This window comes from Streptomyces fungicidicus (assembly GCF_003665435.1).
Classification (GTDB): Bacteria; Actinomycetota; Actinomycetes; order Streptomycetales; family Streptomycetaceae; genus Streptomyces; species Streptomyces fungicidicus.
The window spans coordinates 692,819-716,857 of record NZ_CP023407.1 but is presented as its reverse complement, the minus strand read 5'-3'; the positions used below and the strand labels follow the sequence as shown (position 1 = coordinate 716,857).

Annotated in this window: 23 protein-coding genes; 7 read left to right on the top strand and 16 right to left on the bottom strand. The window is 73.4% G+C overall.

All coding sequences use genetic code 11. The annotated features are described in order from the left end of the window. Nucleotides 1-10: 10 nt before the first annotated feature. On the bottom strand, nt 11-655 hold the full coding sequence (locus tag CNQ36_RS03040) for a peptide deformylase (RefSeq protein WP_121544821.1): 645 nt from the start codon (nt 653-655) through the stop codon (nt 11-13). Nucleotides 656-784: 129 nt separating this feature from the next. Between CNQ36_RS03040 and CNQ36_RS03035 the strand changes: the two genes are divergently transcribed. Continuing rightward, nucleotides 785-2,191 carry a PepSY-associated TM helix domain-containing protein gene (locus tag CNQ36_RS03035; protein ID WP_121544820.1) on the top strand — a complete coding sequence of 469 codons (1,407 nt, stop codon included), beginning with the start codon at nt 785-787 and terminating at the stop codon, nt 2,189-2,191. A 52-nt stretch (nt 2,192-2,243) separates the two neighbouring features. Here CNQ36_RS03035 and CNQ36_RS03030 read toward each other — a convergent pair whose 3' ends face one another. From CNQ36_RS03030 to CNQ36_RS03015, 4 genes are all read right to left on the bottom strand, one after another. Next, entirely contained in the window at nt 2,244-2,591 is a 348-nt protein-coding gene (locus tag CNQ36_RS03030; protein WP_004935470.1) for a tetratricopeptide repeat protein, read from the bottom strand. Nucleotides 2,592-2,710: 119 nt separating this feature from the next. After that, nucleotides 2,711-3,373 carry a response regulator gene (locus CNQ36_RS03025; RefSeq protein WP_121544819.1) on the bottom strand — a complete coding sequence of 221 codons (663 nt, stop codon included), beginning with the start codon at nt 3,371-3,373 and terminating at the stop codon, nt 2,711-2,713. After that, nucleotides 3,370-4,527 carry a sensor histidine kinase gene (locus CNQ36_RS03020; RefSeq protein WP_121544818.1) on the bottom strand — a complete coding sequence of 386 codons (1,158 nt, stop codon included), beginning with the start codon at nt 4,525-4,527 and terminating at the stop codon, nt 3,370-3,372. Before CNQ36_RS03020 ends, CNQ36_RS03025 begins: the two co-directional genes overlap by 4 nt. After that, on the bottom strand, nt 4,524-5,360 hold the full coding sequence (locus CNQ36_RS03015) for a CPBP family intramembrane glutamic endopeptidase (RefSeq protein WP_004935477.1): 837 nt from the start codon (nt 5,358-5,360) through the stop codon (nt 4,524-4,526). Before CNQ36_RS03015 ends, CNQ36_RS03020 begins: the two co-directional genes overlap by 4 nt. Nucleotides 5,361-5,646: 286 nt before the next feature. Here CNQ36_RS03015 and CNQ36_RS03010 point away from each other — a divergent pair, with 286 nt between their 5' ends. The 5 genes from CNQ36_RS03010 (at nt 5,647) to CNQ36_RS02990 (ending at nt 9,310) form a co-directional block, all read left to right on the top strand. Further along, nucleotides 5,647-6,282: a hypothetical protein gene (locus tag CNQ36_RS03010; protein ID WP_121544817.1), complete on the top strand. Its 636-nt coding sequence runs from the start codon at nt 5,647-5,649 to the stop codon at nt 6,280-6,282. A 148-nt stretch (nt 6,283-6,430) separates the two neighbouring features. Then, entirely contained in the window at nt 6,431-7,042 is a 612-nt protein-coding gene (locus CNQ36_RS03005) for a sigma-70 family RNA polymerase sigma factor (RefSeq protein ID WP_121544816.1), read from the top strand. Between the two features lie 60 nt (nt 7,043-7,102). After that, nucleotides 7,103-7,792, top strand: coding sequence for a helix-turn-helix transcriptional regulator (locus tag CNQ36_RS03000; RefSeq protein WP_121544815.1), 690 nt, complete (start codon nt 7,103-7,105; stop codon nt 7,790-7,792). Beyond that, entirely contained in the window at nt 7,789-8,766 is a 978-nt protein-coding gene (locus CNQ36_RS02995; protein WP_121544814.1) for a pyridoxal-phosphate dependent enzyme, read from the top strand. Before CNQ36_RS03000 ends, CNQ36_RS02995 begins: the two co-directional genes overlap by 4 nt. A gap of 148 nt (nt 8,767-8,914) precedes the next feature. Beyond that, nucleotides 8,915-9,310: a cupin domain-containing protein gene (locus CNQ36_RS02990; RefSeq protein ID WP_004935487.1), complete on the top strand. Its 396-nt coding sequence runs from the start codon at nt 8,915-8,917 to the stop codon at nt 9,308-9,310. Here CNQ36_RS02990 and CNQ36_RS34575 read toward each other — a convergent pair. Next, nucleotides 9,295-10,668 (bottom strand): hypothetical protein, encoded by a 1,374-nt coding sequence (locus tag CNQ36_RS34575; RefSeq protein ID WP_163013145.1) that lies wholly within the window; start codon nt 10,666-10,668, stop codon nt 9,295-9,297. The two genes, CNQ36_RS02990 and CNQ36_RS34575, sit on opposite strands and share 16 nt — an antisense overlap. 169 nt (nt 10,669-10,837) lie before the next feature. Between CNQ36_RS34575 and CNQ36_RS02980 the strand changes: the two genes are divergently transcribed. After that, the gene (locus CNQ36_RS02980) at nt 10,838-11,677 is read left to right on the top strand and encodes a patatin-like phospholipase family protein (RefSeq protein ID WP_121544812.1); all 840 of its coding nucleotides are present in this window, start codon (nt 10,838-10,840) and stop codon (nt 11,675-11,677) included. A 17-nt stretch (nt 11,678-11,694) separates the two neighbouring features. Here CNQ36_RS02980 and CNQ36_RS02975 read toward each other — a convergent pair whose 3' ends face one another. From CNQ36_RS02975 to rhaI, 10 genes are all read right to left on the bottom strand, one after another. Beyond that, nucleotides 11,695-13,056, bottom strand: coding sequence for a vWA domain-containing protein (locus CNQ36_RS02975; protein ID WP_121544811.1), 1,362 nt, complete (start codon nt 13,054-13,056; stop codon nt 11,695-11,697). Beyond that, nucleotides 13,053-13,910 (bottom strand): AAA family ATPase, encoded by an 858-nt coding sequence (locus CNQ36_RS02970; RefSeq protein WP_121544810.1) that lies wholly within the window; start codon nt 13,908-13,910, stop codon nt 13,053-13,055. Before CNQ36_RS02970 ends, CNQ36_RS02975 begins: the two co-directional genes overlap by 4 nt. Before the next feature lie 88 nt (nt 13,911-13,998). Then, on the bottom strand, nt 13,999-15,309 hold the full coding sequence (locus tag CNQ36_RS02965; RefSeq protein ID WP_121544809.1) for an FtsX-like permease family protein: 1,311 nt from the start codon (nt 15,307-15,309) through the stop codon (nt 13,999-14,001). 3 nt (nt 15,310-15,312) lie between these two features. Further along, nucleotides 15,313-16,098 (bottom strand): ABC transporter ATP-binding protein, encoded by a 786-nt coding sequence (locus CNQ36_RS02960; protein ID WP_121544808.1) that lies wholly within the window; start codon nt 16,096-16,098, stop codon nt 15,313-15,315. 111 nt (nt 16,099-16,209) lie between these two features. Continuing rightward, on the bottom strand, nt 16,210-16,863 hold the full coding sequence (locus tag CNQ36_RS02955; protein WP_121544807.1) for a LutC/YkgG family protein: 654 nt from the start codon (nt 16,861-16,863) through the stop codon (nt 16,210-16,212). After that, nucleotides 16,860-18,338, bottom strand: a complete 1,479-nt coding sequence (locus tag CNQ36_RS02950) for a LutB/LldF family L-lactate oxidation iron-sulfur protein (protein WP_004935507.1) — start codon at nt 18,336-18,338, stop codon at nt 16,860-16,862. The genes CNQ36_RS02955 and CNQ36_RS02950 overlap by 4 nt, the downstream gene beginning before the upstream one ends. Then, on the bottom strand, nt 18,335-19,090 hold the full coding sequence (locus tag CNQ36_RS02945) for a (Fe-S)-binding protein (protein WP_004935510.1): 756 nt from the start codon (nt 19,088-19,090) through the stop codon (nt 18,335-18,337). The genes CNQ36_RS02950 and CNQ36_RS02945 overlap by 4 nt, the downstream gene beginning before the upstream one ends. A gap of 74 nt (nt 19,091-19,164) precedes the next feature. Beyond that, on the bottom strand, nt 19,165-20,613 hold the full coding sequence (locus tag CNQ36_RS02940; RefSeq protein WP_121544806.1) for a rhamnulokinase: 1,449 nt from the start codon (nt 20,611-20,613) through the stop codon (nt 19,165-19,167). Further along, nucleotides 20,610-22,649, bottom strand: a complete 2,040-nt coding sequence (locus CNQ36_RS02935) for a bifunctional aldolase/short-chain dehydrogenase (protein WP_121544805.1) — start codon at nt 22,647-22,649, stop codon at nt 20,610-20,612. The genes CNQ36_RS02940 and CNQ36_RS02935 overlap by 4 nt, the downstream gene beginning before the upstream one ends. A gap of 116 nt (nt 22,650-22,765) precedes the next feature. Continuing rightward, nucleotides 22,766-23,926 carry an L-rhamnose isomerase gene (gene rhaI, locus CNQ36_RS02930; protein ID WP_121544804.1) on the bottom strand — a complete coding sequence of 387 codons (1,161 nt, stop codon included), beginning with the start codon at nt 23,924-23,926 and terminating at the stop codon, nt 22,766-22,768. Nucleotides 23,927-24,039: the final 113 nt, after the last annotated feature.

Below are 24,039 nucleotides of genomic sequence, written 5' to 3'. Positions count from 1 at the left end.
GCCGGGGCGGTCACGGCAGGTCGAAGCCCAGTTCGCGGGCCGCCCGCTCCGGTGCCGGCTGCGCCCAGCGCTCCGCCACGGCCTGGTGGGACGACAGCGAGCGCGGCTCGGCCCGGTCGAGGTAGAGCGTGCCGTCGAGGTGGTCCGTCTCGTGCTGCACGATCCGGGCCGGCCAGCCGCCGAACACCTCGTCCAGCGCCCGCCCGTGCTCGTCCTGCCCGGTCAGCCGCACCTCCGCGGGCCGCACCACCACCGCCTGGTACCCCGGCACGCTCAGGCATCCCTCGAAGAACCCGGAGCGGCGGGCGCCGACCGGCTCGTACTCCGGGTTGACCAGGGCCCGGAACGGCTGCGGCACCCGCTCCCGGGCGAGGCGCACCTCCTGGGGGACCGGCGCCGGATCCTCGATCACCGCGATCCGCAGCCCGACCCCGACCTGCGGCGCGGCCAGCCCGACACCCGGCGCCGCGTGCATGGTGACCCGCAGCGCCGCCACGAACCGGGCCAGCAGTGCGGGCCCCAACTGCCCGTCGTACGGCTCGGTGCCGTGACGCAGCACCGGATCACCGGCCGCGACGATGGGCAACGGCCCCTCCAAAGCCAGCAGTTGCTCGACCCGCTCGGCCAAGGGCGCGCGATCGTCCGGAGTTCCCATTCCGTCAGGATCGCACGCCCGCCATGTGTGGCGCAGGTCACACGACCCTTCCGGGAACCCGGCGCCCCGTCACCCCGACTACTGCACCACCAGCACGCCCGCCGAGACGTTCCCGGGAGAACCCCACCGATGACCACCGCTCCCTCGCCCACCACGGACGAGGCCCCCCGACCCCCCGCTCCCGCGCCGGCGAAGGGCGTCCGGGCCGGTCTGCGCCCCCTCGTCCTGCGCCTGCACTTCTACGCGGGCGTCCTGGTGGCGCCGTTCCTCCTCGTCGCCGCCCTCACCGGCCTGCTGTACGCCGCCTCCTTCCAGGCCGAGGAGATCGTCTACGACCATGAGCTGACCGTCCCCGCCGGCGACCGCAAGCTGCCCGTCTCCGAGCAGGTCGCCGCCGCCCGCGAGGCCCACCCCGAGGGCACGGTCTCCGCCGTGCGCCCCTCACCCGGGAAGGACGCCACGACCCGGGTGATGCTGTCCGGCATACCGGGGGTGGACCCCGACCACACCCTCGCCGTGTTCGTCGACCCCTACACCGCGGAGGTGCGCGGCGAGCTGGAACAGTACGGCTCCTCGGGCGCGCTGCCCCTGCGCACCTGGATCGACAAGTTCCACCGCGATCTGCACCTCGGTGAACCAGGCCGTCTCTACAGCGAGTTCGCGGCCAGCTGGCTGTGGGTGATCGCGGGCGGCGGACTGGTGCTGTGGTTCTCCCGGCGCCGCGCCCTGCGCAAGCTGCGCGGCACCACCGGGCGGCGCCGCACGCTCGCCCTGCACGGCGGCGTCGGGGCGTGGGCCGCGGCGGGGTTCATCTTCCTCTCGGCGACCGGCCTGACCTGGTCCACCTACGCCGGCGCGAACATCGGCGAACTGCGCGCCTCCCTCGGCCAGGAGACCCCCTCGGTGTCGGCCGCGGCGGCCGGCGAACACTCCGGCCACGACACGGCCGGCGGCACCGCGGGCGACGCGGCGCACGGTGTCGGCCTGGACAGGGTGCTCGCCGCCGCACGCGCCGAGGGGCTGGGCGACCCGGTGGAGATCGTGCCGCCCGCCGACGAGGAATCCGCCTACGTGGTACGGCAGATCCAGCGCAGCTGGCCCGAGAAGCAGGACACGGTCGCCGTCGACCCCGCCTCCGGAGAGGTCACCGACGTCCTGCGGTTCGCCGACTACCCGGTCCTCGCCAAACTGACCCGCTGGGGCATCGACCTGCACACCGGCAACCTGTTCGGGCTGGTGAACCAGATCGCCCTGATGGCCCTGGCGTTCACCCTGATCCTGCTGATCCTGTGGGGCTACCGCATGTGGTGGCAGCGGGGCCGGGGCTCGGCCTTCGGCCGGCCGATCCCCCGCGGCGCCTGGCAGCAGGTGCCGCCGTACGTGCTCGTCCCGCTGCTGGCGGCGATCGCCGTGCTGGGCTACTTCGTCCCGCTGCTCGGCATCCCCCTCGCGGCGTTCCTCGCCGTCGACATCGTGCTCGGGGAGGTGGCCCACCGCCGGGGACGGCGGACGTACGGCAGCGGCCCGGCGGCGTGAAACGACGCCGGTGCCCGGCCCCCGAAGGGCACCGGGCACCGGCCGCACGCTCCTACTCCTCGCCGAACGTCCCGTCCAGCGCGGCGGCGATCCGCAGATGCGGCTGGGCCTCGTCGTCCCGGCCCTGCCGCTGGAGGGTGCGCCCGAGCATCAGCCGGGCATAGTGCTCCACCGGGTCCCGCTCCACGATCACCCTCAACTCCGCCTCCGCGCGGCGCAGTTGCGCGGAGTGGTAGTAGGCGCGGGCCAGCAGCAGCCGGGGCCCGGTCTGCTCCGGCGCCTCGTCGACCAGCCCGCCGAGCACGCGCGCGGCGGCGGCGTAGTCCTTGGCGTCGAAGAACATCCCGGCCCGCTCCCACCGCTCGGCCGGCGTCCCGTGGTCGTAGTACATGGTGTCCACCGTGACCTCCTTCGAGCCCCACAACCGACCCGCACGGTGCCGTATTCCCGCCCGTCGCGGACCCTCGCGGGCGACGGACTCCGGGCACGGAACCCGCGTGAGGGGCAGGGGCGCCGGGGTCAGGTCGCCAGGCCCCGACGGTAGGCGTAGACCACCGCCTGGACGCGGTCCCGCAGGCCCAGCTTGGCGAGGATGCGGGAGACGAACGTCTTCACCGTCTCCTGGCTGATCAGGAGGGTCGCGGCGATCTCGCTGTTGGAGAGGCCGTCCGCGATGAGGCGGAGGACCTCCAGCTCGCGCGGGGTCAGGGAGAGGTCCCGCGGTGCGCCGTCCTCGACGGGACGGATCCGCGCGGCGTACCGGCCCACCAGCTGGCGGGTCACCTCCGGGTCCAGCAGTGCCGCGCCCATGGCCACGGTGCGGATGCCGTGCAGCAGCTGGGACGGCGGCGCGTCCTTGAGCAGGAACCCGCTGGCGCCCGCGCGCAGCGCCTCGTACACGTACTCGTCCAGGTTGAACGTGGTCACCACGAGCACCTTCACCGGATGCGGCACCCCGGCGCCGGCCAGCAGACGGGTGGCCTCAATGCCGTCGAGCACGGGCATCCGCACGTCCATCACCACCACGTCGGGGCGGAGCCGGCCGGCGAGGTCGACGGCGGTCCGCCCGTCGCCGCACTCGCCGGCCACCTCCAGGTCGGGCTGGGCGCCGATGATGGTCACCAGCCCGGTGCGGACCAGCATCTGGTCGTCGCAGACCAGGACCCGGATCGGTGCGGTCATGCCGTGTTCCCCGTCGGTATGCGGGCCCGTACGACGAAGCCGCCGTCCGGTTCCGGACCCGCGCTGAAGTCGCCGCCCAGGACGCCGACCCGCTCCCGCAGCCCTGCCAGGCCCCGGCCGCTCCCACCGGGAGAGGAGGCCACCGGGGTACCGGAACCATCGGTGCCGACCAGCACGGTGATCTGCCGCTCGCCGTGCCGCACCTCGACCCGGGTGGCGCCGCCGTGGGCGTACTTGAGCGCGTTGGTCAGCGCTTCCTGCACGACCCGGTAGGCCACCAGGTCGGCGCTGCCGGTCGACGGCGCCGGAGTGCCCTCCTCGGTGAACTCCACCGGCTGCCCGGCCCGGCGGGTCTGCTCCACCAGCGTGAGGAGCCGGCCGACCGGCGGTGTCCTGGTCCCGGGGCCGTGGTCGGGGTTGAGCAGGTCGAGCAGATGGCGCAGGTCGGTGATGGCCCGGCGGCCGGTGTCGGTGACGGCCGTCAGCGACTGGTCCAGCCGGTCGGGCGCGGCGGTCAGATAGCGGGCCGCCTCGGCCTGCACCACCATCGCCGTCACATGGTGGGTCACGACATCGTGCAACTCGCGGGCGATACGGGCGCGTTCGGCGGCACGGGAGTCCTCGGCGACGCGGTGCCGGTGCTCCGCCTCCGCGATCCTGGTGGAGCGCAGCCACGCCCCGATGCCCCAGGCGAGGGCCGCCGCCAGATAGAAGGTCACGAAATCGGTCACCGGCTCACCCGGACCGAGCTGGTGGAACGCGACCGTCAGCACCACGTACGCCACGGTGCACGCGGCCGCGGTCGCGCGCCGGTACCGGTCCAGATGGGCCCCGGCGCTGAGCAGCGCGATGGGCAGCGCGGTACCGGCGGGGGAGTGGTAGCCGCGCAGCTGGTCGAGGGCGAACCCCGCCGACACCAGCGCGAGACAGACCAGCGGCCACCGCCGGCGCGCGGCGAGCGGAAGGGACTGGAGAGCCACCGCCAGCACCGCCGCCGCGTCGAACGGACGGTCCGGCACGCCGCCGAGAAGGGTTCCGCGGTTCTGGAACGCCGGCAGCAGCGACACCGCGCAGACGAACACCCCCAGCACCAAGTCCCTGACGGCGACGTCCAGCCGGTGCCACGGTTCCCGGAACCGGCGAGGAGCGATCACCGGGGCAGTGTAGCCGTGGCGTCGGCCCTGTCCGCGCGCCGGCGGCGGGGCACCAGACGGCCGCGCCGGTGCGCCAGCCACAGGAACGCGAGCGTGAGCAGCGCACCGAACAGCACCGAGTACACACTGCCCTCCGGGCCGAAGTCGCCTCCGGTCAGCCACTCGTTGCCCGAGGTCGTGGCGTCCAGCAGTCCCTGCTCGGTGTCGTTGCCCGAGACCTCGGTGCTGAAGATGCCGCCCGCGGCGAAGTTCCAGCCGAAGTGCACGCCGATCGGCACCCACAGGTTGCGGGTGGCGGCGTACGCGGCGGCCAGCATCCCGCCGGCCTCGATCGCGATGGCGACGGCGCCCCACAGGGTGGCGTGCGCGTTGAGCAGGTGCGACAGGCCGAACAGCAGCGCGGTCAGTACCAGCGCGATCCACGTGCCCAGGTACTCCTCGGCGATCCGGAACAGGACGCCGCGGTACAGCACTTCCTCCGTGACGGCGGCGGCTGCCATGAAACCGAACAGCCCGGCCATGCCGCCCACCGAGCCCAGCCCGTGCACCTCGTAGTTCCCCGAGGTGGCGAGGTTGGTGATGACCATCCCGAACATCACGACGCCGATCAGCGTCCCCCGGCCGAGCGCCGGCCCGGCACCGTCCGGGTCCAGCTCGGTGACCGGCCGGTGTTCGGTCCGCCCCACCACCCACCGGTAGACCAGCAGCGCGAGCACGCTCACCAGTACCCCGAGGACGAGCGTGAGCCCCCAGGTGTCCCGGACCGCCGACACGCTCTGGCCGCCTATGGCGGCGACCGCCACGACGGCGACCAACTGCCAGACCACTCTCATCGGTTACTCCTCGGTCGACTCCACGACCGAGTGCCGCGGACCGCAACGGACGCTACGGACCGGGCGGCCGGGAATCGTCACCTCCCAGTGGACACTTGCGCGTAGCTCGCTCGGGGGACAGGCGGGCGGGGGCCGCCCTCCGGCCGGCCGGACGGGCGCTTCCGGCTGCCCGACTCCGGTCGTCCGGTGGGGTGTTCGGGGTCACACGCCGGGGAATGAGTCGCGGGTGTGGGTGATGCCGTATCCACCGGTGCCAGGCTGGGCCCGGATGCGACGATGAGGGGCCATGACTGCTGGGTGGGGTGCTCGCACGGGACGGGCCGCGGTGTTCGCGGCTGTCTGTGTCGTGCTCGCCGCCCTCGGGCACGTCACGATGTCCGGCCACCCGGCCCCCCTCCGGACGCTCATGGCCGGCTGGGCCGTGACCGGAGCCGCGGGCTGGGGACTCGCCGGACGTGAGCGCGGGCTGCCGCTGGTCACCGCGGTCGCCGTCGCCGCCCAGACGGTCCTGCACACCGCCTTCTCCCTGGCGGGCCCCGCGGGGGCCCACTCCATGGACATGGCGCCGATGCCGCACGGCACGCACACCATGCCCATGCCGCCGGGTACCGGCATGCCCGCGGAGGCGCACATGGCGCCCTCCGCCGGCCATTCCCCGGCCGGCATGCTCGCCGCCCATCTGCTGGCCGCGCTGCTGTGCGGTCTGTGGCTCGGGTACGGGGAGCGGGCCGTCTTCCGGGTGCTGCGGGCCGTGGGCGGATGGCTGGCCGCCCCGGTCCGGCTGCTGTTCGGCACACCGCGGCCGCCGCGCCGTCCCGCCCCGCGGGTACGCCGGCGGCGCGCGGACCGCGCGCCGCGGCTGCTCCTCCTCGTCCACGCGATCACCTCACGCGGTCCGCCCGCCGGGGCCGCTGCCGTCTGACGGCAGCCGGTGACACCCGGGCCGCCCCTGCGCGCCCCGGGCTCCGGTCGTGTGCCGGTACGCCCCGCACCGCGTACCGCCCGCGGCCGTCTCCCCGCCGGCCGGGCCCCGCCCGCGGTTCCCGGAACCCCGCGAAGGACATCAGGTGATGACTTCTGCCCTGCCCTCTTCTCCCGGAAGACCCACCGACGACGCGACGACCGCCTGGGCGCTCGCCGCACGCGGCGGCGACATGGACGCCGTGGACCACTTCGTCCGCGCGCTGCACCGCGACGTCATCCGCTACGTGGCCCATCTGTGCGCCGATCCGCAGGCCGTGGACGATCTGGCCCAGGACACCTTCCTGCGGGCACTCGGCAGCCTGCACCGGTTCGAGGGCCGTTCCTCGGCCCGGACCTGGCTGCTGGCCATCGCCCGGCGCGCGGTGGCCGACAGCCACCGGTACACGGCGGTGCGGCCCCGGACGGCCGACGTGTCCGACTGGCAGCTGACCGCCGAGCGGGCGCAGCCGCGAGGGCTGCCCGGATTCGACGACGGGATCGTGCTGCTCGACCTGCTGGACCGGCTGCCGCTCGAACGGCGCGAGGCGTTCGTCCTCACCCAGCTGCTCGGACTGACCTACACCGAGGCGGCCGCCCTCGGCGACTGCCCCGTCGGCACCGTCCGCTCCCGCGTGGCCCGCGCGCGTACGGCCCTCGCCGCGCTCGTCGACGGGGCGGAGGGGACGGGCACTGCCGTAGGGAGTACGCGCTTGGACTGAGAATCCAGCGATTGGACGTGTAGTCTAAGAAGGTGGATGGAGCAGGCGGGAGGAGTGCTCATGACGGCCGCACAGGGCCGGGACGCCGAGCGGGACGCGATTCTCACCGCGCTGACGCCCGTCGTCGACGGGATCGCCGCGACGTTCGGACCGGTCTGCGAGGTGGTGCTGCACGACTACCGGCGCCCGGAGGAGTCGGTGGTCGCCGTGGCCGGCACCGTGACCGGGCGGACGGTGGGCGGGGCGATGAGCGAGATCGGCATGCGGGTGCTGGCCCGCGGCGACGAGGCCGCCGACGAGCTCAACTACCTCACCAGGACCGGGGACGGCACCCTCGTGAAGTCCTCCACGATGGTGCTCCGGGACTCCACGGGAGCGGTCTTCGGCGCCCTGTGCGTCAACGTCGACGTCACCGCCGTCGGCCAGGCGCACACCCTGCTCGGCGCGCTCGCCGGTCTCACCGGCGGCACGGCCGAGCCGCCGACGACCACCTTCGGCGACGACATCGACTCCGTGGTCGAGGCGATCGTCGACGCCCACCGGGCCCGGCAGCCCCGCGGCTGGGCCCAGCTCGACCGGGCCGAGCGGCTGCGGCTGTTCCGGGACCTGGACGCCCGCGGGGTCTTCGCCGTACGGCGCGCGATCGAGCAGGTCGCCGCCCGGCTCGGCATCTCCCGCGCCTCCGCCTACAGCTACCTCTCCCAGGCCAGGACGACGGCCGACCCCACCCCCGATGGAGGGACCCCGTGACGACCACCACCCCGCCGGTCACCCTCGACGACGTGCGTGCCGCCGCCGAGCGCCTCGAAGGCGTCGCGCACCGCACGCCCGTCCTGCGCTCCCGCACCCTGGACGCGCTGGCCGGCGCCGAGATCCACCTCAAGTGCGAGAACTTCCAGCGCGTCGGCGCCTTCAAGTTCCGCGGCGCCTACAACGCGGCCTCCCGGCTCACCCCCGGACAGCTGTCCCGCGGCATCGCCGCCTACTCCTCCGGCAATCACGCCCAGGCCGTCGCCCTCGCCGCCCGGGAACTGGGCGCCACCGCCGTCATCGTGATGCCCGAGGACGCGCCGCCGTCCAAGCGGGCGGCCACCGAGGGATACGGCGCCGAGATCGTCACGTACGACCGCTACGGCGGCGACCGCGTCGCCGTGGCCGAGACCCTCGCGGCCGAGCGCGGGCTGACCCTCGTGCCGCCCTACGAGCACCCGCACGTCATCGCCGGACAGGGCACGGCGGCCCTCGAACTCGTCGAGGAGACAGGAGCGCTGGACGTACTGCTCGCCCCGGTCGGCGGCGGGGGGCTGATCGCCGGAAGCGCCACCGCCGTCAAGGCACTGCACCCCGGGACCCGGGTGATCGGCGTCGAACCGGAGGCCGGCGACGACACCAGGAGATCACTGGAGGCGGGCCGGCGCGTCGCCGTCCCGGTCCCGCGCACCATCGCCGACGGCCAGGCCCTGCACATCCCCGGCGAGTTGACCTTCTCCCTCAACCGGCGGCTCCTGGACGGGATCGTGCTGGTCGGCGACGACGAGATCAGGGAAGCGATGCGGTTCGCCTTCGAGCGGCTGAAGATCGTCCTCGAGCCCAGCGGAGCCACCCCGCTCGCCGCGCTGCTCACCGGCAGGGTGGGCCCGCTCCCGTCCCGGGTCGGCCTGATCCTCTCCGGCGGCAACATCGACGCCGCGCGCTTCGCCCGGCTCTGCGGATCCGGAGCCTGAGGGGCCAGGACCGCCCCGTCACCCGAATGGCGCCCCCGAGTGGACAGGCGGACCATGGAGGGGTGGGGCCCGGCCCCCGCCGGTGCCGTCGAGGCGGACGGAGACCGGACCCGGCCGTGCAGGGAGACGGTCGGAAGGGAGCAGGATCATGCTCGAGATCAAGACGCTGGACAAGCCGGACGAGAGGCGCGACTTCCCTCGGGGGCACCTGGAAGCGGTCCACATGTCGGGGCTGGACTTCGCCGTGGCCACCTTCGAGCCGGGGTGGCGCTGGACCGAGTCCGTCGGTCCCATCGCGGGGACCGAAAGCTGCCGGATCCACCACAACGGCTACGTCGTCCAGGGCCGGATGCGCATCCGCATGGACGACGGCGCCGAGCAGGAGGTCGGCCCCGGTGACGTCTTCGTCTGCGCACCGGGCCACGACGCGTGGGTCGTCGGTGACGACCAGGTCGTGGTGTACGACTTCGCGGGAGGTATGGCCCAGGAGTACGCCAAGGCGGACCAGCCGGCTCGACAGGCCGCCGGTCAACCGGAGTTGTAACCCCAGCGCGCACGGCCGTCCTTGCCCATGAAGCACTTGGCGGGACGGCCGTCCGCCGTGGTCGCGGTGGCGCCCACGGGCGAACAGAACTGCCCGAACCCGACACCCGCCTGACCGCCGCCGCCGGAAGTCGAACCGCCGGAACCGGAACCGCCGGACGAGCCGCCGCTCGACGAAGTCCCGCCGGTGCTCCCGCCGGTGCTCCCGCCTGTGGAACCGCCCCCCGAAGTACTGCCGTACGAGGGCTTGGGATCGGGCTTCGGGTCCGGATCGGGCTTCGGATCCGGCTTCGGCTTCGGCTTCGGTTCCGGCTCGGGGTCCGGGCTGGGATCGGTGCACGGGTCGCCGGACCCGATCAGCCAGAGACCGGCCTGTTCCAGGACCGTGACCGTGCTGTCCGCTTCCGGGTCCTGGCGGCACACCCGCCAGTCGGACAGCTCGTGTTCCCCCTCGGCCAGCCGCTTGCCGGTGTGGGCGTGGAACGGCGACACCTGGGCGAGACCGAGTTCGTCGAGCGTCCGTGAGGCGTCGTCGAAGCGCTCGCCGACGAGGTCCGGCATTACGACCCGCCGGGGACCGTACAGCCGTTCCGGGCACTCCTCCCGCTCCGGCACCGCGTACAGCGTCAGGGTGCTGACGGAAGGGTCGACCGTCTCGCCGCGGGACGGGGTCTGGAAGCAGACCCGCCAGCCGGTCTCGCCGGTGGTGACCGGGCGCAGGCCGGACGAGGCGTCCATCGCCGACACCGTCAGCCATGCCTCGTCGCCGGCCCGCGAGGCGGCGGTGGTGAGCGCCGATCCCCGGAAGTCGGGGACGACGGTCTCCGCGAGGTTCTTGGCGTCCTTCGCCACGGCCTCCTGCGTGCCGGACCCCGAGTCAGGTCCGGAAACCAGCCGGCCCACGACCACCGAGGCCACGAGCAGCGACATCAGCACCGGATGCCGGCGCACCCAGGTGACCGTCCGCGTCCTCCGCCCCGGGCGCAACGGGGAGTCGGGAGGCAGGAGTTCGCCCGCCGCCTCCAGGAGGGCGCCCTTCGGGTCGATGCTCGAGCCGAACAGCTTGTGCGGCCTGCCGTCGACGAGGACGCGGACCGAGTCCAGGACTCCTGACGCGCGCCGGAGGAGGGGCAGGGGCCGTGGGACACGGGTGGCCCTGGGGGACAGCTGTCCCCCCAGCAGGACGAGGCCCCTGTCGGTGAGCACGGCACAGTTCCAGCCGTCGTGGTAGACAGCCCGGACGACCTCGTCCGGCCCGAGTTCCTCCAGCAGCACCCTCTTGTGGCTGTCGGGAACGGAGACGGTCTCGCCCGCGGCGGTGACGGCGGCGAGAGGGTCTCGCGACAGCGGATCGGACATCGGTTCCCTCAGTGCTGCGTGGCGGTGCCGGACATGGCGGGATGTTAGCCGATTGCCGATCACCGCGTGTACACGTGTCATCACATCAAATGGGGACCACTCCCCGATTGCGTGCTAGCGTCGGACGGAGGAAACGGGGACAAGTCCCCGTTGGGGAGGAGGAGGCGGCGTGTCCGAAACGGGGCTGGTACTGGGCGGGGGCGGACTGACCGCCTACGCCTGGGAGACCGGCATGTTGGCGGGGCTGGCCGAGGCCGGCGTGGACCTCGGCGGCGCCGAGGTGCTGGCCGGGACCTCGGCCGGCTCGCTGCTCGCACTGGAGCTGGCGGCGGGAGCGGAGCCGGCCGACCTGTACGAGGAACAGGTCAACCGCGAACGAGCCTTGCTGGAGGTCGATTTCACCCTCGGGATGACGGTCAGGTACCTGTGGGCCGCGCTCGGCTCGCGGGACCCGGACCGGGTGGTCGAGCGGCTGGGCCGACTCGCCCTGTCGGTGCGCGACGTGCCGGAGGCCGACGTGCTCGACGCCATCCGGCCCCTCCTGCCGGTCACCGCATGGCCGGAGCGGACGCTGCGGTTCTTCGCCACCGACGCGCTCACCGGCCGGACCACGGGCTTGGACGCCGGCAGCGGGGCCGACCTGCCGCGGGCCATGGCGGCCACCTGCGCGCTGCCGCCGCTGTTCCCGCCGATCACGGTGGGGGAGGGGCGCTGGATGGACGGCGGGGTGCGGTCCACGGCCAACGTCGACCTGATGAGCGACTGCCGGAGGGTCGTCGCCCTCGCCCCGATCCCCAAGGGGCCGGGCGCGAGCCCCGGGGCCGTCGCCCAGGGTGCCGCACTGGCGGCGGGCGGGGCCCGCGCCGTGGTGCTGGTTCCCGACCGGGAGGCCCGCCGCGCGTTCGGCCGCAACCCGCTGGACCCCTCCCGCGTTCCTGGCGCCGCCCGGGCGGGACGGCGCCAGGCCGCCGCGTACGCCGACCGGGTCCGGGCCGTCTGGCACGGCTGATCCGGTCCCGGTCGCCGTCACACCGGGAGCAGCCCGCCGATCAGCGCGCTCAACTGCCGTACGTTGCGGCACTCGTGCATGTCCACCAGCCGCGCGTACTCGGGTGCGGCGGAGTCGCCGGTGCCCCAGCGGGAGCGCTGCTCCGGGTTCAGCCAGTGCACCCGCCGGGCGCGCCGGACCAGCTCGCGCACGGCGGCGAGGTTCGGGTCGGCCATGTTGGTGCGGGCGTCGCCGAGGACGAACACCGTCGTGCGCGGTCCCACGGCACCGGCGTACCGCTCGCCGAACTCGCCCAGCGCCATGCCGTAGTCGCTGCTGCCGTGCCAGCCGGTGAGGCTCGCCCCTTCGCGGATGCGGGCGCCCAGGCCCTCCGGGTCGGCGGCGCCGCGCACGAGCAGCCCGGTCACCTCGTCGACCCGGTTGACGAAGGCGAACACCCGCACCTTGCCGAACTGGTCGTGCAGCGCCTGCACCAGCAGCATCGTGAAGTCGGAGAACCCGGACACCGAGCCCGACACGTCGCACAGCAGCACCAGTTCGGGCCGGGCGGGCCTGCGCCGGCGCAGCACGGGCCGCATCGGCACCCCGCCGGTGGACAGCGAACCGCGCACCGTCCGGCGCAGGTCGATACTGCCGCGCGCGGCCCTGCGGCGGCGGGCGGCGAGCCGGGTGGCCAGCTTCCGCGCCAGCGGCCGCACCGTCCGGCGCAGCTCGGCCAGCCGGTCCTTCCCGGCGAACAGGAAGTCGACCCGGTCGGCGGTCGGGGCCACCGCGCGCCGGGCGATCTCGTCCCGGCCCCGCCGTTCCGCCACCCGGCGCCGCGCCTCGGTGGCCACCAGCCGCCGGAACTCCTCGATGCGCCGCCGGATCTCGTCCTCCAGCAGCCGGTCGCCGAAGCCCGCGCCGCCGTCCCGCCCGTGCACCTCGTCCCGTACCCGCGCCAGCAGCGTCTGCGGACGCAGCCGGTCCAGTGTTTGGTACGACGACCAGCCGTCCGACCCCGGCGAACTCCCGTACCCGCCGAAGCCGTCGACCGCCTCCACCGCCAGCCGGCCCATCAGCCCGGTGTCGTTGTCGGCGAGCGCGGCCGCCAGCCGCTCGCGCAGACCGTCCCGGTCGGCGGGTCCGCCCTCCGGCGCGCCGACCGCGCGAGGGAAGTACAGGTCGAAGACCGCGTCGAAGACGGGACGTTGGGCCGTGCCGTGCAGCAGGGTCGCCGCCAGGCCCTCCCGGAGCAGTTCCCGGTCGGCGAGCCCGAGCGCCTCCACCGCGCGCGCCGCGTCCACCGTCTCGCCGGTGCCGACGCGCAGGCCGTGGACGCGGAGCGCGTCGACGAGGCCGGTCAGCCGGGTCGCGAGTCCCGGGCCGGCGGTGTTCACAGGGCGTCCAGGTCGAGTTTGGCCGCCGCCTTCTGGATGTCGTCCTGGTGCTTGAGGACCACGCCCAGGCTGTCGCGCACGACCGTCTCGTCCAGGGTGCCCGCGCCCAGCGCCAGCAGGGTGCGGGCCCAGTCGATGGTCTCGGCGACCGACGGGACCTTCCGCAGGTCCATCGCGCGCAGCGCCCCCACCACCCGGACGACGGACTCGGCCAGCGCCGTCTCGATGCCCGGCACCCTCAGCCGTACGATCCGCCGTTCCAGCTCCGCGTCGGGGAAACCGATGTGCAGGAACAGACAGCGGCGGCGCAGCGCCTCGGACAGCTCCCGGGTCGCGTTCGAGGTGAGGACCACGAAGGGGCGGCGGGTCGCGGTGACGGTGCCCAGCTCCGGAACGGTCACCTGGAAGTCGCCGAGCACCTCGAGGAGCAGCCCCTCGACCTCCACGTCCGCCTTGTCGGTCTCGTCGATCAGCAGCACCTTGGGGTCGTCGCCGCGGATCGCGGTCAGCAGCGGGCGGGGAAGCAGGAACTCCTCGGCGAAGATGTCCGTCCGCGTCTCGTCCCAGCTCTCGTCCCTGCCGGCGCTGATCCGCAGCAGCTGCTTGGCGTGGTTCCACTCGTACAGCGCCCGCGACTCGTCCACGCCCTCGTAGCACTGGAGCCGGATCAGCCGGGCGCCGGCGACCGCGGCGACGGCCTTGGCGAGTTCGGTCTTGCCGACCCCGGCGGGGCCCTCCACCAGCAGCGGCTTGCCGAGCCGGTCGGCGAGGAAGACGGTGGTGGCCACCGCGGGCGACGCCAGGTAGCCGGTCTCGGCGAGGCGCGCGGAGACGTCGTCGACGGAAGTGAACACCAGGATCCTCCGGCTGTGCGCGGGAACGACGGGGCCCGGACACCCGGCGGGTGCCCGGACCTATCCAAGCGCTTGCTCACCGCACTTGTCACGCGGCGGGGGCGACCGCCCGCACGGCCGGGGTGCGCAGCGCCCGCCGGGCCGTGACCAGACTCGTCCCCAGCGTCACCGCCACGCCGGTCGCCACGACCGCGGCCCACACACCGGCCATCTGCTCCGGCACCACCACGTCACCACGGACCACGGCGAACGGCACGATCCCGGCCAGCGCCGCCACCGTGCCGAACAGCAGCCCGACGACCGTGACGACCAGTCCCTCGGTCCCCACCATGCCCAGCACCTGCCCGGGCGTCGCCCCGGCGAGGCGCTGTCGGCCGAACTCCCCGGCGCGGTAGGTCGTCGCCGCGTACAGCGAGTTGACCAGCATCACGCACACGAACACCGCGATGATGCCGACGACCGTGAAGTTCAGCGTCTCCAGGTTCTTGGCGTCGGCCGACTTCACCAGCCCCGAGGCCGCCACCGCGTCGCTCTCCACCGCCTGCATGGTCAGCGTCGCCGTGGACACCGCCGTGAACAGGACCAGCGCCGTCAGGATCCCGGCGAGCTCCCCGGTCCGCTGCCGCAGGTTGCGCACCGCCAGCCACCCGCTCGCCCCCCGCGGCGCCCACCGGCCCAGCACGCCTTTCAGCAGCCGGGGCGCCGCCAGCGCCAGACCCACCGACAGCAGGATCGCCCCGTACACGGGCGGCACCATCAGCATCTCGTCCGTCGCCGAGAGGGCGAACGTGGAGCACACCGCCGCCGCCCCGGCCGCCAGTGCTCCGTAGGCCAGGAACACCCTTACCCTGCCGGGACGTTGCCGCTTGCGTGTCACCCGGCGCACCGCGAGGAGCGCCGCGCCCGCCGACGCGAGCAGCGTGACGCCGACGCCGGACACCAGGGCGACGATCCCGAAGGAGTGGTCCACGGACCGGGCGACCTGCCCGCTTTCGCGGAACATGTCGAGCAGCAGCCGCCCGCCCGCCATCGCCGCGGGCACTCCGAGTGCCGTGCCCGCCAGGGCCACGACCACCGCCTCACCCACGACCATTCGCTTCAGCTGCGCCGGGGTCGCGCCCGAGCAGCGCAGCACCTCCAGCTCGGCCGCCCGCTGCCGCACGTTCACGGTCAGCGTCGAGGCGACGGCGAAGAACACCAGCAGGGTGCCGTACCCGCCGACCACGTCGGCCGAGATCCGGAGGATCTCCGAGCTCGCCGGGTCCACGCCCGGCTGTCCGGCCGTGTCGTGCAGCGACTGGAACGTCATGACGATCGCCGCGCCCAGGAAGGCGGACAGCAGCGTCGCGAGGAACCGTCCGGGCCTACGCCGGACCGACCGCATGGCCAGTGCGAACACGGCTCACACCCCCGCCTTCGCGGTGTCGCCCAGATGCGCCAGCCGCTCGGCCACCGCCTCCGCCGTCGGCGCGTCCAGCCGGCCGGCCAGCCTGCCGTCCGCGAGGAACAGCACGCTGTCGGCGTGGGACGCGGCGATCGGGTCGTGCGTCACCATCACCACGGTCCGCCCGTGCACCAGCACCGCCTGCCGGAGCAGCGCCAGCACCTCCCGCGCGCTGCGCGTGTCCAGGGCGCCGGTGGGCTCGTCGGCGAAGATCACCCGTGGTTCGGTCACCAGCGCCCGCGCGATCGCCACCCGCTGCCGCTGACCGCCGGACAGCTGGTCGGGCCGGTGGCCCAGCCGGTCGCCCAGACCGACGGAGACCAGGATCTCCCGGGCCCGCCTCCGGTCCACGCGCCTGCCGGCGAGCTTCAGCGGCAGCACCGTGTTCTGCGCGACGGTCAGTGTCTCCAGGAGGTTGTACTGCTGGAACACGAACCCGATGCGCCCGCGCCGGAACCTCGTCAGCTCCGCCTCGCTGCCGCCCGTCAGCTCGGTCCCGTCGACCCGCACGATCCCGCTGTCCGGACGGTCCAGCCCGGCCGCGCACTGCAGCAGCGTGGACTTGCCCGAGCCCGAGGGCCCCATCACCGCGGTGAACGTCCCCCGCGCCAGCCCGAGCGTCACCCCGTCCAGCGCGGTCACGGAACTGTCCGCGGCGCCGTACGACTTGGTGACCTTCACCAGCCGCAGCGCCTCGGGAGCGGGCTCCGTGTCCCGGCCGCTTCGTGCCCCGCTGCGAAACATTGTTATTGCCTCCGTCCGGCACGCCCTGTGCCCCGCCGGAAACGCTACGGAGCGCGGGGGCGCGCCACACGGGGTGCAGGACCCGGATCACCGGGTGTACTTAGGGACACCTCAGGAGGGGGGCTGTCCGACCAGCACGACCTCCAGGGTGCGCGGGCCGTGCACGCCCTCCACCCGGTCGAGTTCGATGTCGCTGGTCGCCGACGGGCCGGAGATCCAGGTGAGCGGGCGCGTCGGGTCGAGGCGCCCGAGGGCCTGGGGGACGGAGGAGACGATCTGGTCCGGCACCCGCACCACACAGATGTGGTGATCGGGCACGAGGGTGATGCGGCGCCTGCCCTGGTCGGGCGAGCCGTCCAGCACCAGGGTGCCCGTCTCGGCGACGGCCAGCGCGCAGCCGGTGACCACGCTGTCGGCCTCGTCCAGCTCGCGCGGCGTGCTCACGGCACGGTCCTCCACCCGGGCGGGACCGTCGGCCGGCATCCACGCCGGCGGGAGCCCCGGCGGCACGATCACCTGCCTGGCGCCCCGCTCGGCGAGCAACCGCGCGATCAGAGCGGGCAGTTCGCCGTCGGTGGTGCGGTGCACGATCGCCCGGTAGTCGGCCAGGTTCTCCGCGAGGAGGTCCACCGTCTCCCCGGCCGTGCGCCCGCCGTGCTCACGCAGATAGTCCCGGGCGACGGCCCGCTCGTACGGGGTGTCGTCCTCGGGTGTGCCGGCCAGGGCGCGCCGCACCCGGCCCAGGACCCTTTCCCTGCTGCTCATCCGGCCGCTCCCTTCCCGCCCCGCGTACGCTGCCACCAGTCCCGGAACGGCTCCGCCGGCACCGCCGGCAGATCCCGGGTCCCGCTCCACGCCCTGCCGGGTCCCGGCAGGGTGCGCGGATGGAGTCTGCGGGTGCGCGAGGCGAGGCGCTGTCCGGTGCGCAGCGCACCGGGACGCGTGAACGCCCAGCGCGCGGCGCGCATCGCCGCCCGCTCGGCGGCGTGCCCCTTGGCGGGCTGCAGCACCACCTTGTTGCCGGCCCGCGTCACCTCACCGCCCTCCACCACCCGTTCCCTGAGGTGCACCAGCACCTCGGGGATGTCGATGGCGACCGGACACACCTCGTAACAGGCCCCGCACAGCGACGACGCGTACGGCAGGGACGCGTCGATCTCACTGCCGGTGCCCCGCAGTTGCGGGCTGAGGATCGCGCCGATCGGCCCCGGGTAGACCGAGCCGTAGGCGTGTCCGCCGGCCCGCTCGTACACCGGGCACACGTTCAGGCAGGCCGAGCAGCGGATGCAGCGCAGGGCCTGCCGGCCCACCTCGTCGGCGAGCGTGTCGGTACGGCCGTTGTCCAACAGCACCAGGTGGAAGGTCCGCGGGCCGTCCTCGTCGGTGGTGCCGGTCCACATGCTGGTGTACGGGTTCATCCGCTCGGCGGTCGAGGAGCGGGGGAGGGTCTGCAGGAACACCTCCAGGTCCTGCCAGGCGGGCACGACCTTCTCGATGCCGACGACCGAGATCAGCGTCTCCGGCAGGGTCAGGCACATCCGGCCGTTGCCCTCGGACTCCACCACCACCAGGGTGCCGGTCTCGGCGACCATGAAGTTGGCCCCGGAGACGCCGACCTTGGCGCGCAGGAACTTCTCCCGCAGATGCAGCCGCGCCGCCTCGGCGAGTTCGGCGGGGGTGTCGGTCAGCCCTTCGGGCGCCGGACGGCCCCACTCGCTCATCTCCCGGGCGAAGATCTCCCGGATCTCCCCGCGGTTGCGGTGGATCGCCGGCACCAGGATGTGCGACGGGCGGTCCTTGCCCAACTGCACGATCAGCTCGGCCAGATCGGTCTCGTAGGCACGGATGCCCTCCGCTTCGAGGGCCTCGTTGAGCCCGATCTCCTGCGTGGCCATCGACTTGACCTTGACGACCTCCGACTCGCCGGTCTCCCTGACGAGCCGCGTCACGATCCGGTTCGCCTCGTCGGCGTCGGCCGCCCAGTGGACCGTGCCGCCCGCCGCCGTCACCGACTCCTCCAACTGCTCGAGATAGCGGTCGAGATGGCGGAGGGTGTGGTCCTTGATCCGCTTGCCGGCCTCCCGCAGCTCCGCCCAGTCGGGCAGTTCCGCCACGGCCTTGGCGCGCTTGGCCCGGATGGTGTGCGTGGCGTGCCGCAGATTGCCGCGCAGGGTGCCGTCGCGTACGGCGTCCCGCGCCGCCTCCGGGAACGCCGGCATCCCGACGAATGTTCCGCTCATACGGCCGGTTCCTCCTCCGTGCTCGCCAGGATCTCCGCGATGTGCACCGGCCGCATCCCGGTGCGCAGCCTCGTCATCGTTCCGCCGATGTGCATCAGGCAGGAGTTGTCCGCCGCGCACAGCACCTCGGCGCCCGTCGACTCGGCGCTCCGCACCTTGTCGGCGCCCATCGCCGCCGAGACGTCGGAGTTCTTCAGCGCGAAGGTGCCGCCGAAGCCGCAGCACTCCTCCGCGCCCGGCAACTCGGCCAGCTCCAGGCCCTTCACCGCCCGCAGCAGCCGCAGCGGCCGCTCGCCCAGGCCCAGTCCGCGCAGCCCGTGACAGGTCGGGTGGTAGGTCACCTTGTGCGGGTAGTAGGCCCCGACGTCCGTCACCCCCAACACGTCCACCAGGAACTCGGTGAGTTCATAGGTCTTCGGCACCACCGGTGCCAGGGTCGCCGCGAGGGAGTCCCCGCGCCCCTCCGCCCGGGCCCGCTCACCCATCCGCGGGTACAGCTCCCGCACCATCGCGCCGCACGAGCCGGACGGCGTCACGATCGCCTCGTAGTCCCGGAAGACCTCGGCGAAGTGCCGGGCCATCGGCTCCGTCTCGTGACGGTAGCCCGTGTTGTAGTGCGCCTGGCCGCAACAGGTCTGCGCCATCGGGAAGTCGACCTCGACGCCGAGTCTGGTCAGGAGTCTCACCACGGCGCGCCCGGTGTCCGGATAGAGCGTGTCGTTGACACAGGTCAGGAACAGGGCGACACGCATCGCGGCTCCTCGTGGAATCGATCATCGGGTCAGTGCAGGGTAGTGCGGGAGCGAGGGCGCGGGGGAGACTCCCGTCAGCCCCGGGCGAGCCGGGCCTGCGCGGCCTGCCAGCGCTGCGTGCCGCCGCGCGGTTCGTACCGCGTCAGCAGCTGCGTACGGGTGAGCAGCCGCCGCATCCCGGCGAGGTCGCCGGCCAGTCCGTGGGCGCGGGCCTGCACCAGCACATTGCCCAGCGCCGCCGCCTCCGTCGGCCCGGACACCACCGGCAGCCCGCAGGCGTCGGCGGTCAGCTGGCACAGCAGGGCGTTACGGGTGCCGCCGCCCACGATGTGCACGACGTCGGCGGACCGTCCGGCGAGCCGCTGCGCGTCCTCGACCGCCTTGCGGTGCGCCAGGGCGAGCGAGTCGAGGATGCAGCGGGTGACCTCGGCAGGGGAGTCCGGCACCGGCTGGCCCGAGTCCCGGCACGCCTCGGCGATCCGCTCGGGCATCCGCCCCGGGGCGAGGAACGCCGCGTCCCCGGCGTCCACCACCGACCGCAGCGCCGGAACCCGGGCCGCCGCGAGGAGCAGCGCGCCAAGGTCCGGCTCGCCCCAGGCGCGTACGCACTCCTGGAGCAGCCACAGGCCCATGATGTTGCGGAGATAGCGGACCGTGCCGTCCAGCCCCAGCTCGTTGGTGAAGTTGGCGGCCCGGCTCTCCTCCGTCAGCACCGGCGCGTCCAGCTCCAGTCCGGCCAGCGACCAGGTGCCGGTGCAGATGTACGCGAACCGTTCGCCGTCCGCCGGCACGGCGGCCACCGCGGACGCGGTGTCGTGCGAGCCGACCGCCGTCACCGGGACCGGCCCGGTCAGCCCGGTCTCCTCCAGCACCTCCGGGCGCAGCACCCCTGCCGGATCGCCGGGCCGGCGCAGCGGCGCGAAGAGCCCGAGGTCGATGCCCAGCCGCTCGGCGACCCCGTGCGCCCAGTCGCGGGTGCGCGGGTCGATCAGCTGGGTGGTCGAGGCGTTGGTCAGCTCCGTGCCCTGCTCACCGGTCAGCCAGTACGACAGCAGGTCCGGGATGAGCAACAGCCGCCGGGCCTGCCCGAGTTGGGCGGAACCGTGTGCCGCCGTCAGCTGGTACAGGGTGTTGAACGGCGCGTACTGCAGACCGGTCGCCGCGTACAGCTCCCCGGCGGGCACGGCCGCCCACACCTTCTCGGCGACCCCGTCGGTGCGGCCGTCGCGGTAGTGCACCGGGTTGCCGAGCAGCGCCCCGTCCGCGTCCAGCAGCCCGTAGTCCACGGCCCAGCTGTCGATGCCGACGGAGTCCACCCGGCCCGCCTCCCTCAGCCCGTCCAGGACCCCCGCGTACAGCCCCAGGACGTCCCAGCGCAGCCCCTCGGGCACCCGTACCGGCCGGTTGGGGAAGCGGTGGACCTCGGTCAGGTCCAGGCTGTCGGGGCCGACGCGGCCGACCATGACGCGTCCGCTGGACGCGCCGAGGTCGACCGCGGCGTACGACTTCACGCCGGTGCTCATCGCAGGAACGCGGCGGCGACGCCGGCGTCGACCGGGACGTGCAGCCCGGTGGTGTGGGTGAGATCGCCGCCGGTCAGCGCGAACACGGCGTTCGCCACGTGCTCGGGCAGCACCTCCCGCTTGAGGAGCGTCCGCTGCGCGTAGAACTCGCCCAGCTTCTCCTCCGGCACCCCGTACACGGCCGCGCGCCTGGCGCCCCAGCCGCCCGCGAAGATCCCGGAACCGCGCACCACGCCGTCCGGGTTGACGCCGTTGACCCGGATGCCGTGCTCACCCAGCTCGGCGGCGAGCAGCCGCACCTGGTGCGCCTGGTCCGCCTTGGTCGCGGAGTAGGCGATGTTGTTGGGGCCGGCGAACACCGCGTTCTTCGACGCGATGTAGACGATGTCCCCGCCCAGCTGCTGCGCGGTCATCACCCGGGCCGCCTCGCGCGACACGAGGAAGGAACCGCGGGCCATGATGTCGTGCTGCAGGTCCCAGTCCTTCGCGGACGTCTCGAGCAGCGGCTTGGAGATCGAGATGCCGGCGTTGTTCACCACCAGGTCGACACCGCCGAAGGCGAGCACGGCGGCCCGGAAGGCGCCGGCGATCTGCTCCTCGGAGGTGACGTCCACGGTCACGGCGACGGCCTTGTCGGAGCCGCCCAGTTCCTCGGCGACCCGCGCGGCGTTCTCCCCGTTCAAATCGGCGACGACGACGCACGCGCCCTCCGTCACCAGCCGCCGGGCGATCGCCTTCCCGATGCCGCTGCCGGCCCCCGTGACCAGGGCCACGCGCGTGGCGAGCGGCTTGGGCTCCGGCATCCGCCGGAGCTTGGCCTCCTCCAGCGCCCAGTACTCGATGCGGAACTTCTCCGACTCCTCGATCGGCGCGTACGAGGACACCGCCTCGGCCCCGCGCATCACGTTGATCGCGTTGAGGTAGAACTCGCCGGCCACCCGTGCGGTCTGCTTGTCCTTGCCGAAGCTGAACATGCCGACGCCCGGCACCAGCACGATCGCCGGGTCGGCGCCGCGCATGGCGGGGGAGTCCTCGTCCGCGTGCCGCGCGTAGTAGGCGGCGTACTCCTCGCGGTAGGCCGTGTGCAGTTCCTTCAGCCGCGCCACCGCCTCGTCGAGCGGAGCGGACGCCGGCAGGTCCAGGACCAGCGGCCGGACCTTGGTGCGCAGGAAGTGGTCCGGGCAGGAGGTGCCCAGCGCGGCCAGCCGCGGGTGCTCGGCGCGGGCCAGGAAGTCCAGTACGGCGCCGGAGTCGTCGAAGTGCCCGACCTGCGCCCTGTCCTGGGAGGCGACGGCCCGCACGTACGGCGCCAGGGCGGCGGCCCGCTCCCGCCGCTCGCCGGCGGGCAGGGCCTCGTACCCCTCGATCACCGGACCGAACGGCTCCGGCCGGCCGCGCTCGGCGAGGAACGTCTCGGCGGTGCGGATGATGTGCAGCGAGTTCCGCTCGCACTCCTCGGAGGTGTCACCCCACGCGGTGATCCCGTGCCCGCCGAGCACACACCCGACGGCCTGCGGATTGGCCTCCTTCACGGCGGCGATGTCCAGCCCGAGCTGGAAGCCGGGCCGCCGCCACGGCACCCACACCACGGTGTCGCCGAAGCACTCGGCGGTCAGCTTCTCCCCGTCGGCCGCGCAGGCGAGCGCGATCCCGGAGTCGGGGTGCAGATGGTCCACGTGGGCGGCGTCGACCAGCCCGTGCATCGCGGTGTCGATCGAGGGCGCCGCACCGCCCTTGCCGTGCAGGCAGTAGTCGAACGCGGCGACCATCTCGTCCTCGCGTTCGACGCCCGGGTAGACCTCGGTGAGCGCCCGCAGCCGGTCCAGCCGCAGCACGGCGAGCCCCGCTCCGGTCAGCGTTCCGAGGTCGCCCCCGGACCCCTTGACCCACATCAGCTCCACGTCACCACCGGTGACGGGGTCGGTTCCGGTGCCCTTGGCGGAGGTGTTGCCGCCCGCGTAGTTGGTGTTCCGGGGATCGGCGCCGAGCCGGTGCGATCGAGCGAGCAGAGCGGCGGCTTCGGGATGCGCAGACATCACTTGTCAGTCCTTCTCGAACGAGGGGAGGTGGAGCGCCCCGAAAGGGGCGCGGGGAACCGCGCGACCAGCCAGGTACGGCCCGCGGTCCGCGATGGACGGAAACCGGCCGGCGCCTACGCCCCCCACCCTGCCTGCTCCCCGCCGACCCGCTCGGCCACGATCCGCTCGGCCCACCCGGACCGCCGGTAGGCGGCGAGGGGCTCGGGGTCCAGCCCCATCTCCTCCCGCACCTCACGAAGCAGCGGCCGCACGTCCGTGTCGTACGCGTCCATCAGCACCGCGTTGGCGCCCAGCACGTCCCCCGAGGCCTGCGCCTCACCCAGCGCCGCCCGGTCGACGAGCAGTGCCTTGGCCGTGGCCTCCTGGACGTTCATGACGGAACGGATGATCGCGGGGATCTTCGCCTCGATGTTGTGGCACTGGTCGAGCATGAACGCCACGTCGGAGGTGAACCCGCCCCCGCGTACCACCTCGTACATGATCCGGAACAGCTGGAACGGGTCGGCGGCACCCACCATCAGGTCGTCGTCGGCGTAGAACCGCGAGTTGAAGTCGAACCCGCCGAGCTTCCCCTCCCGCAGCAGCGTCGCCACGATGAACTCGATGTTCGTGCCCGGCGCATGGTGCCCCGTGTCGACCACGACCTGCGCCTTGTCGCCGAGCTTCAGGCAGTGCGCGTACGCCGTGCCCCAGTCCGGCACGTCCGTGGTGTAGAACGCCGGCTCGAAGAGCTTGTACTCCAGCAGCATCCGCTGCCCCTCGCCGAGCCGCTCGTACACCTCGGCCAGGCCCTCGGCCAGCCGGTCCTGCCGGGAGCGGATGTCGTCCTGTCCCGGGTAGTTCGTGCCGTCGGCGAACCACAGCTTCAGGTCCCTGGAGCCGGTCGCGTCCATGATGTCGACGCACTCCAGCAGATGGTCCACGGCCTTCCTGCGGACCGCCGCGTCCGGGTGGCAGATGCTGCCGAGCCGGTAGTCGTCGTCCTGGAAGGTGTTGGAGTTGACCGCGCCGAGCCGCACACCGCGGTCCTCGGCGTGCTTGGCCAGCGCCGCGTAGTCCTCGACCCTGTCCCACGGGATGTGCAGCGCCACGGTCGGCGCGACACCCGTGAACTCGTGCACCCTGGCCGCGTCGTCCAGCTTCTCCTGCGGGGTGCGGGGCACGCCCTGCTGTGCGAACACCTTGAACCGGGTCCCCGAGTTCCCGTACGCCCAGGACGGCGTCTCCACGGCCTGTGTCTTGAGAGCGGCTTTCACCGCGGCGAGCTCGGTCACGTCAGGGCTCCTGTGACATCGGGTCGTAACGACCACTGAGTGAAACGATTCAGAACGGGAAGCTATGAGGCTCCCGAAGGGGTGTCAACCCCTTCGGCGAAGACTGCTCTCCG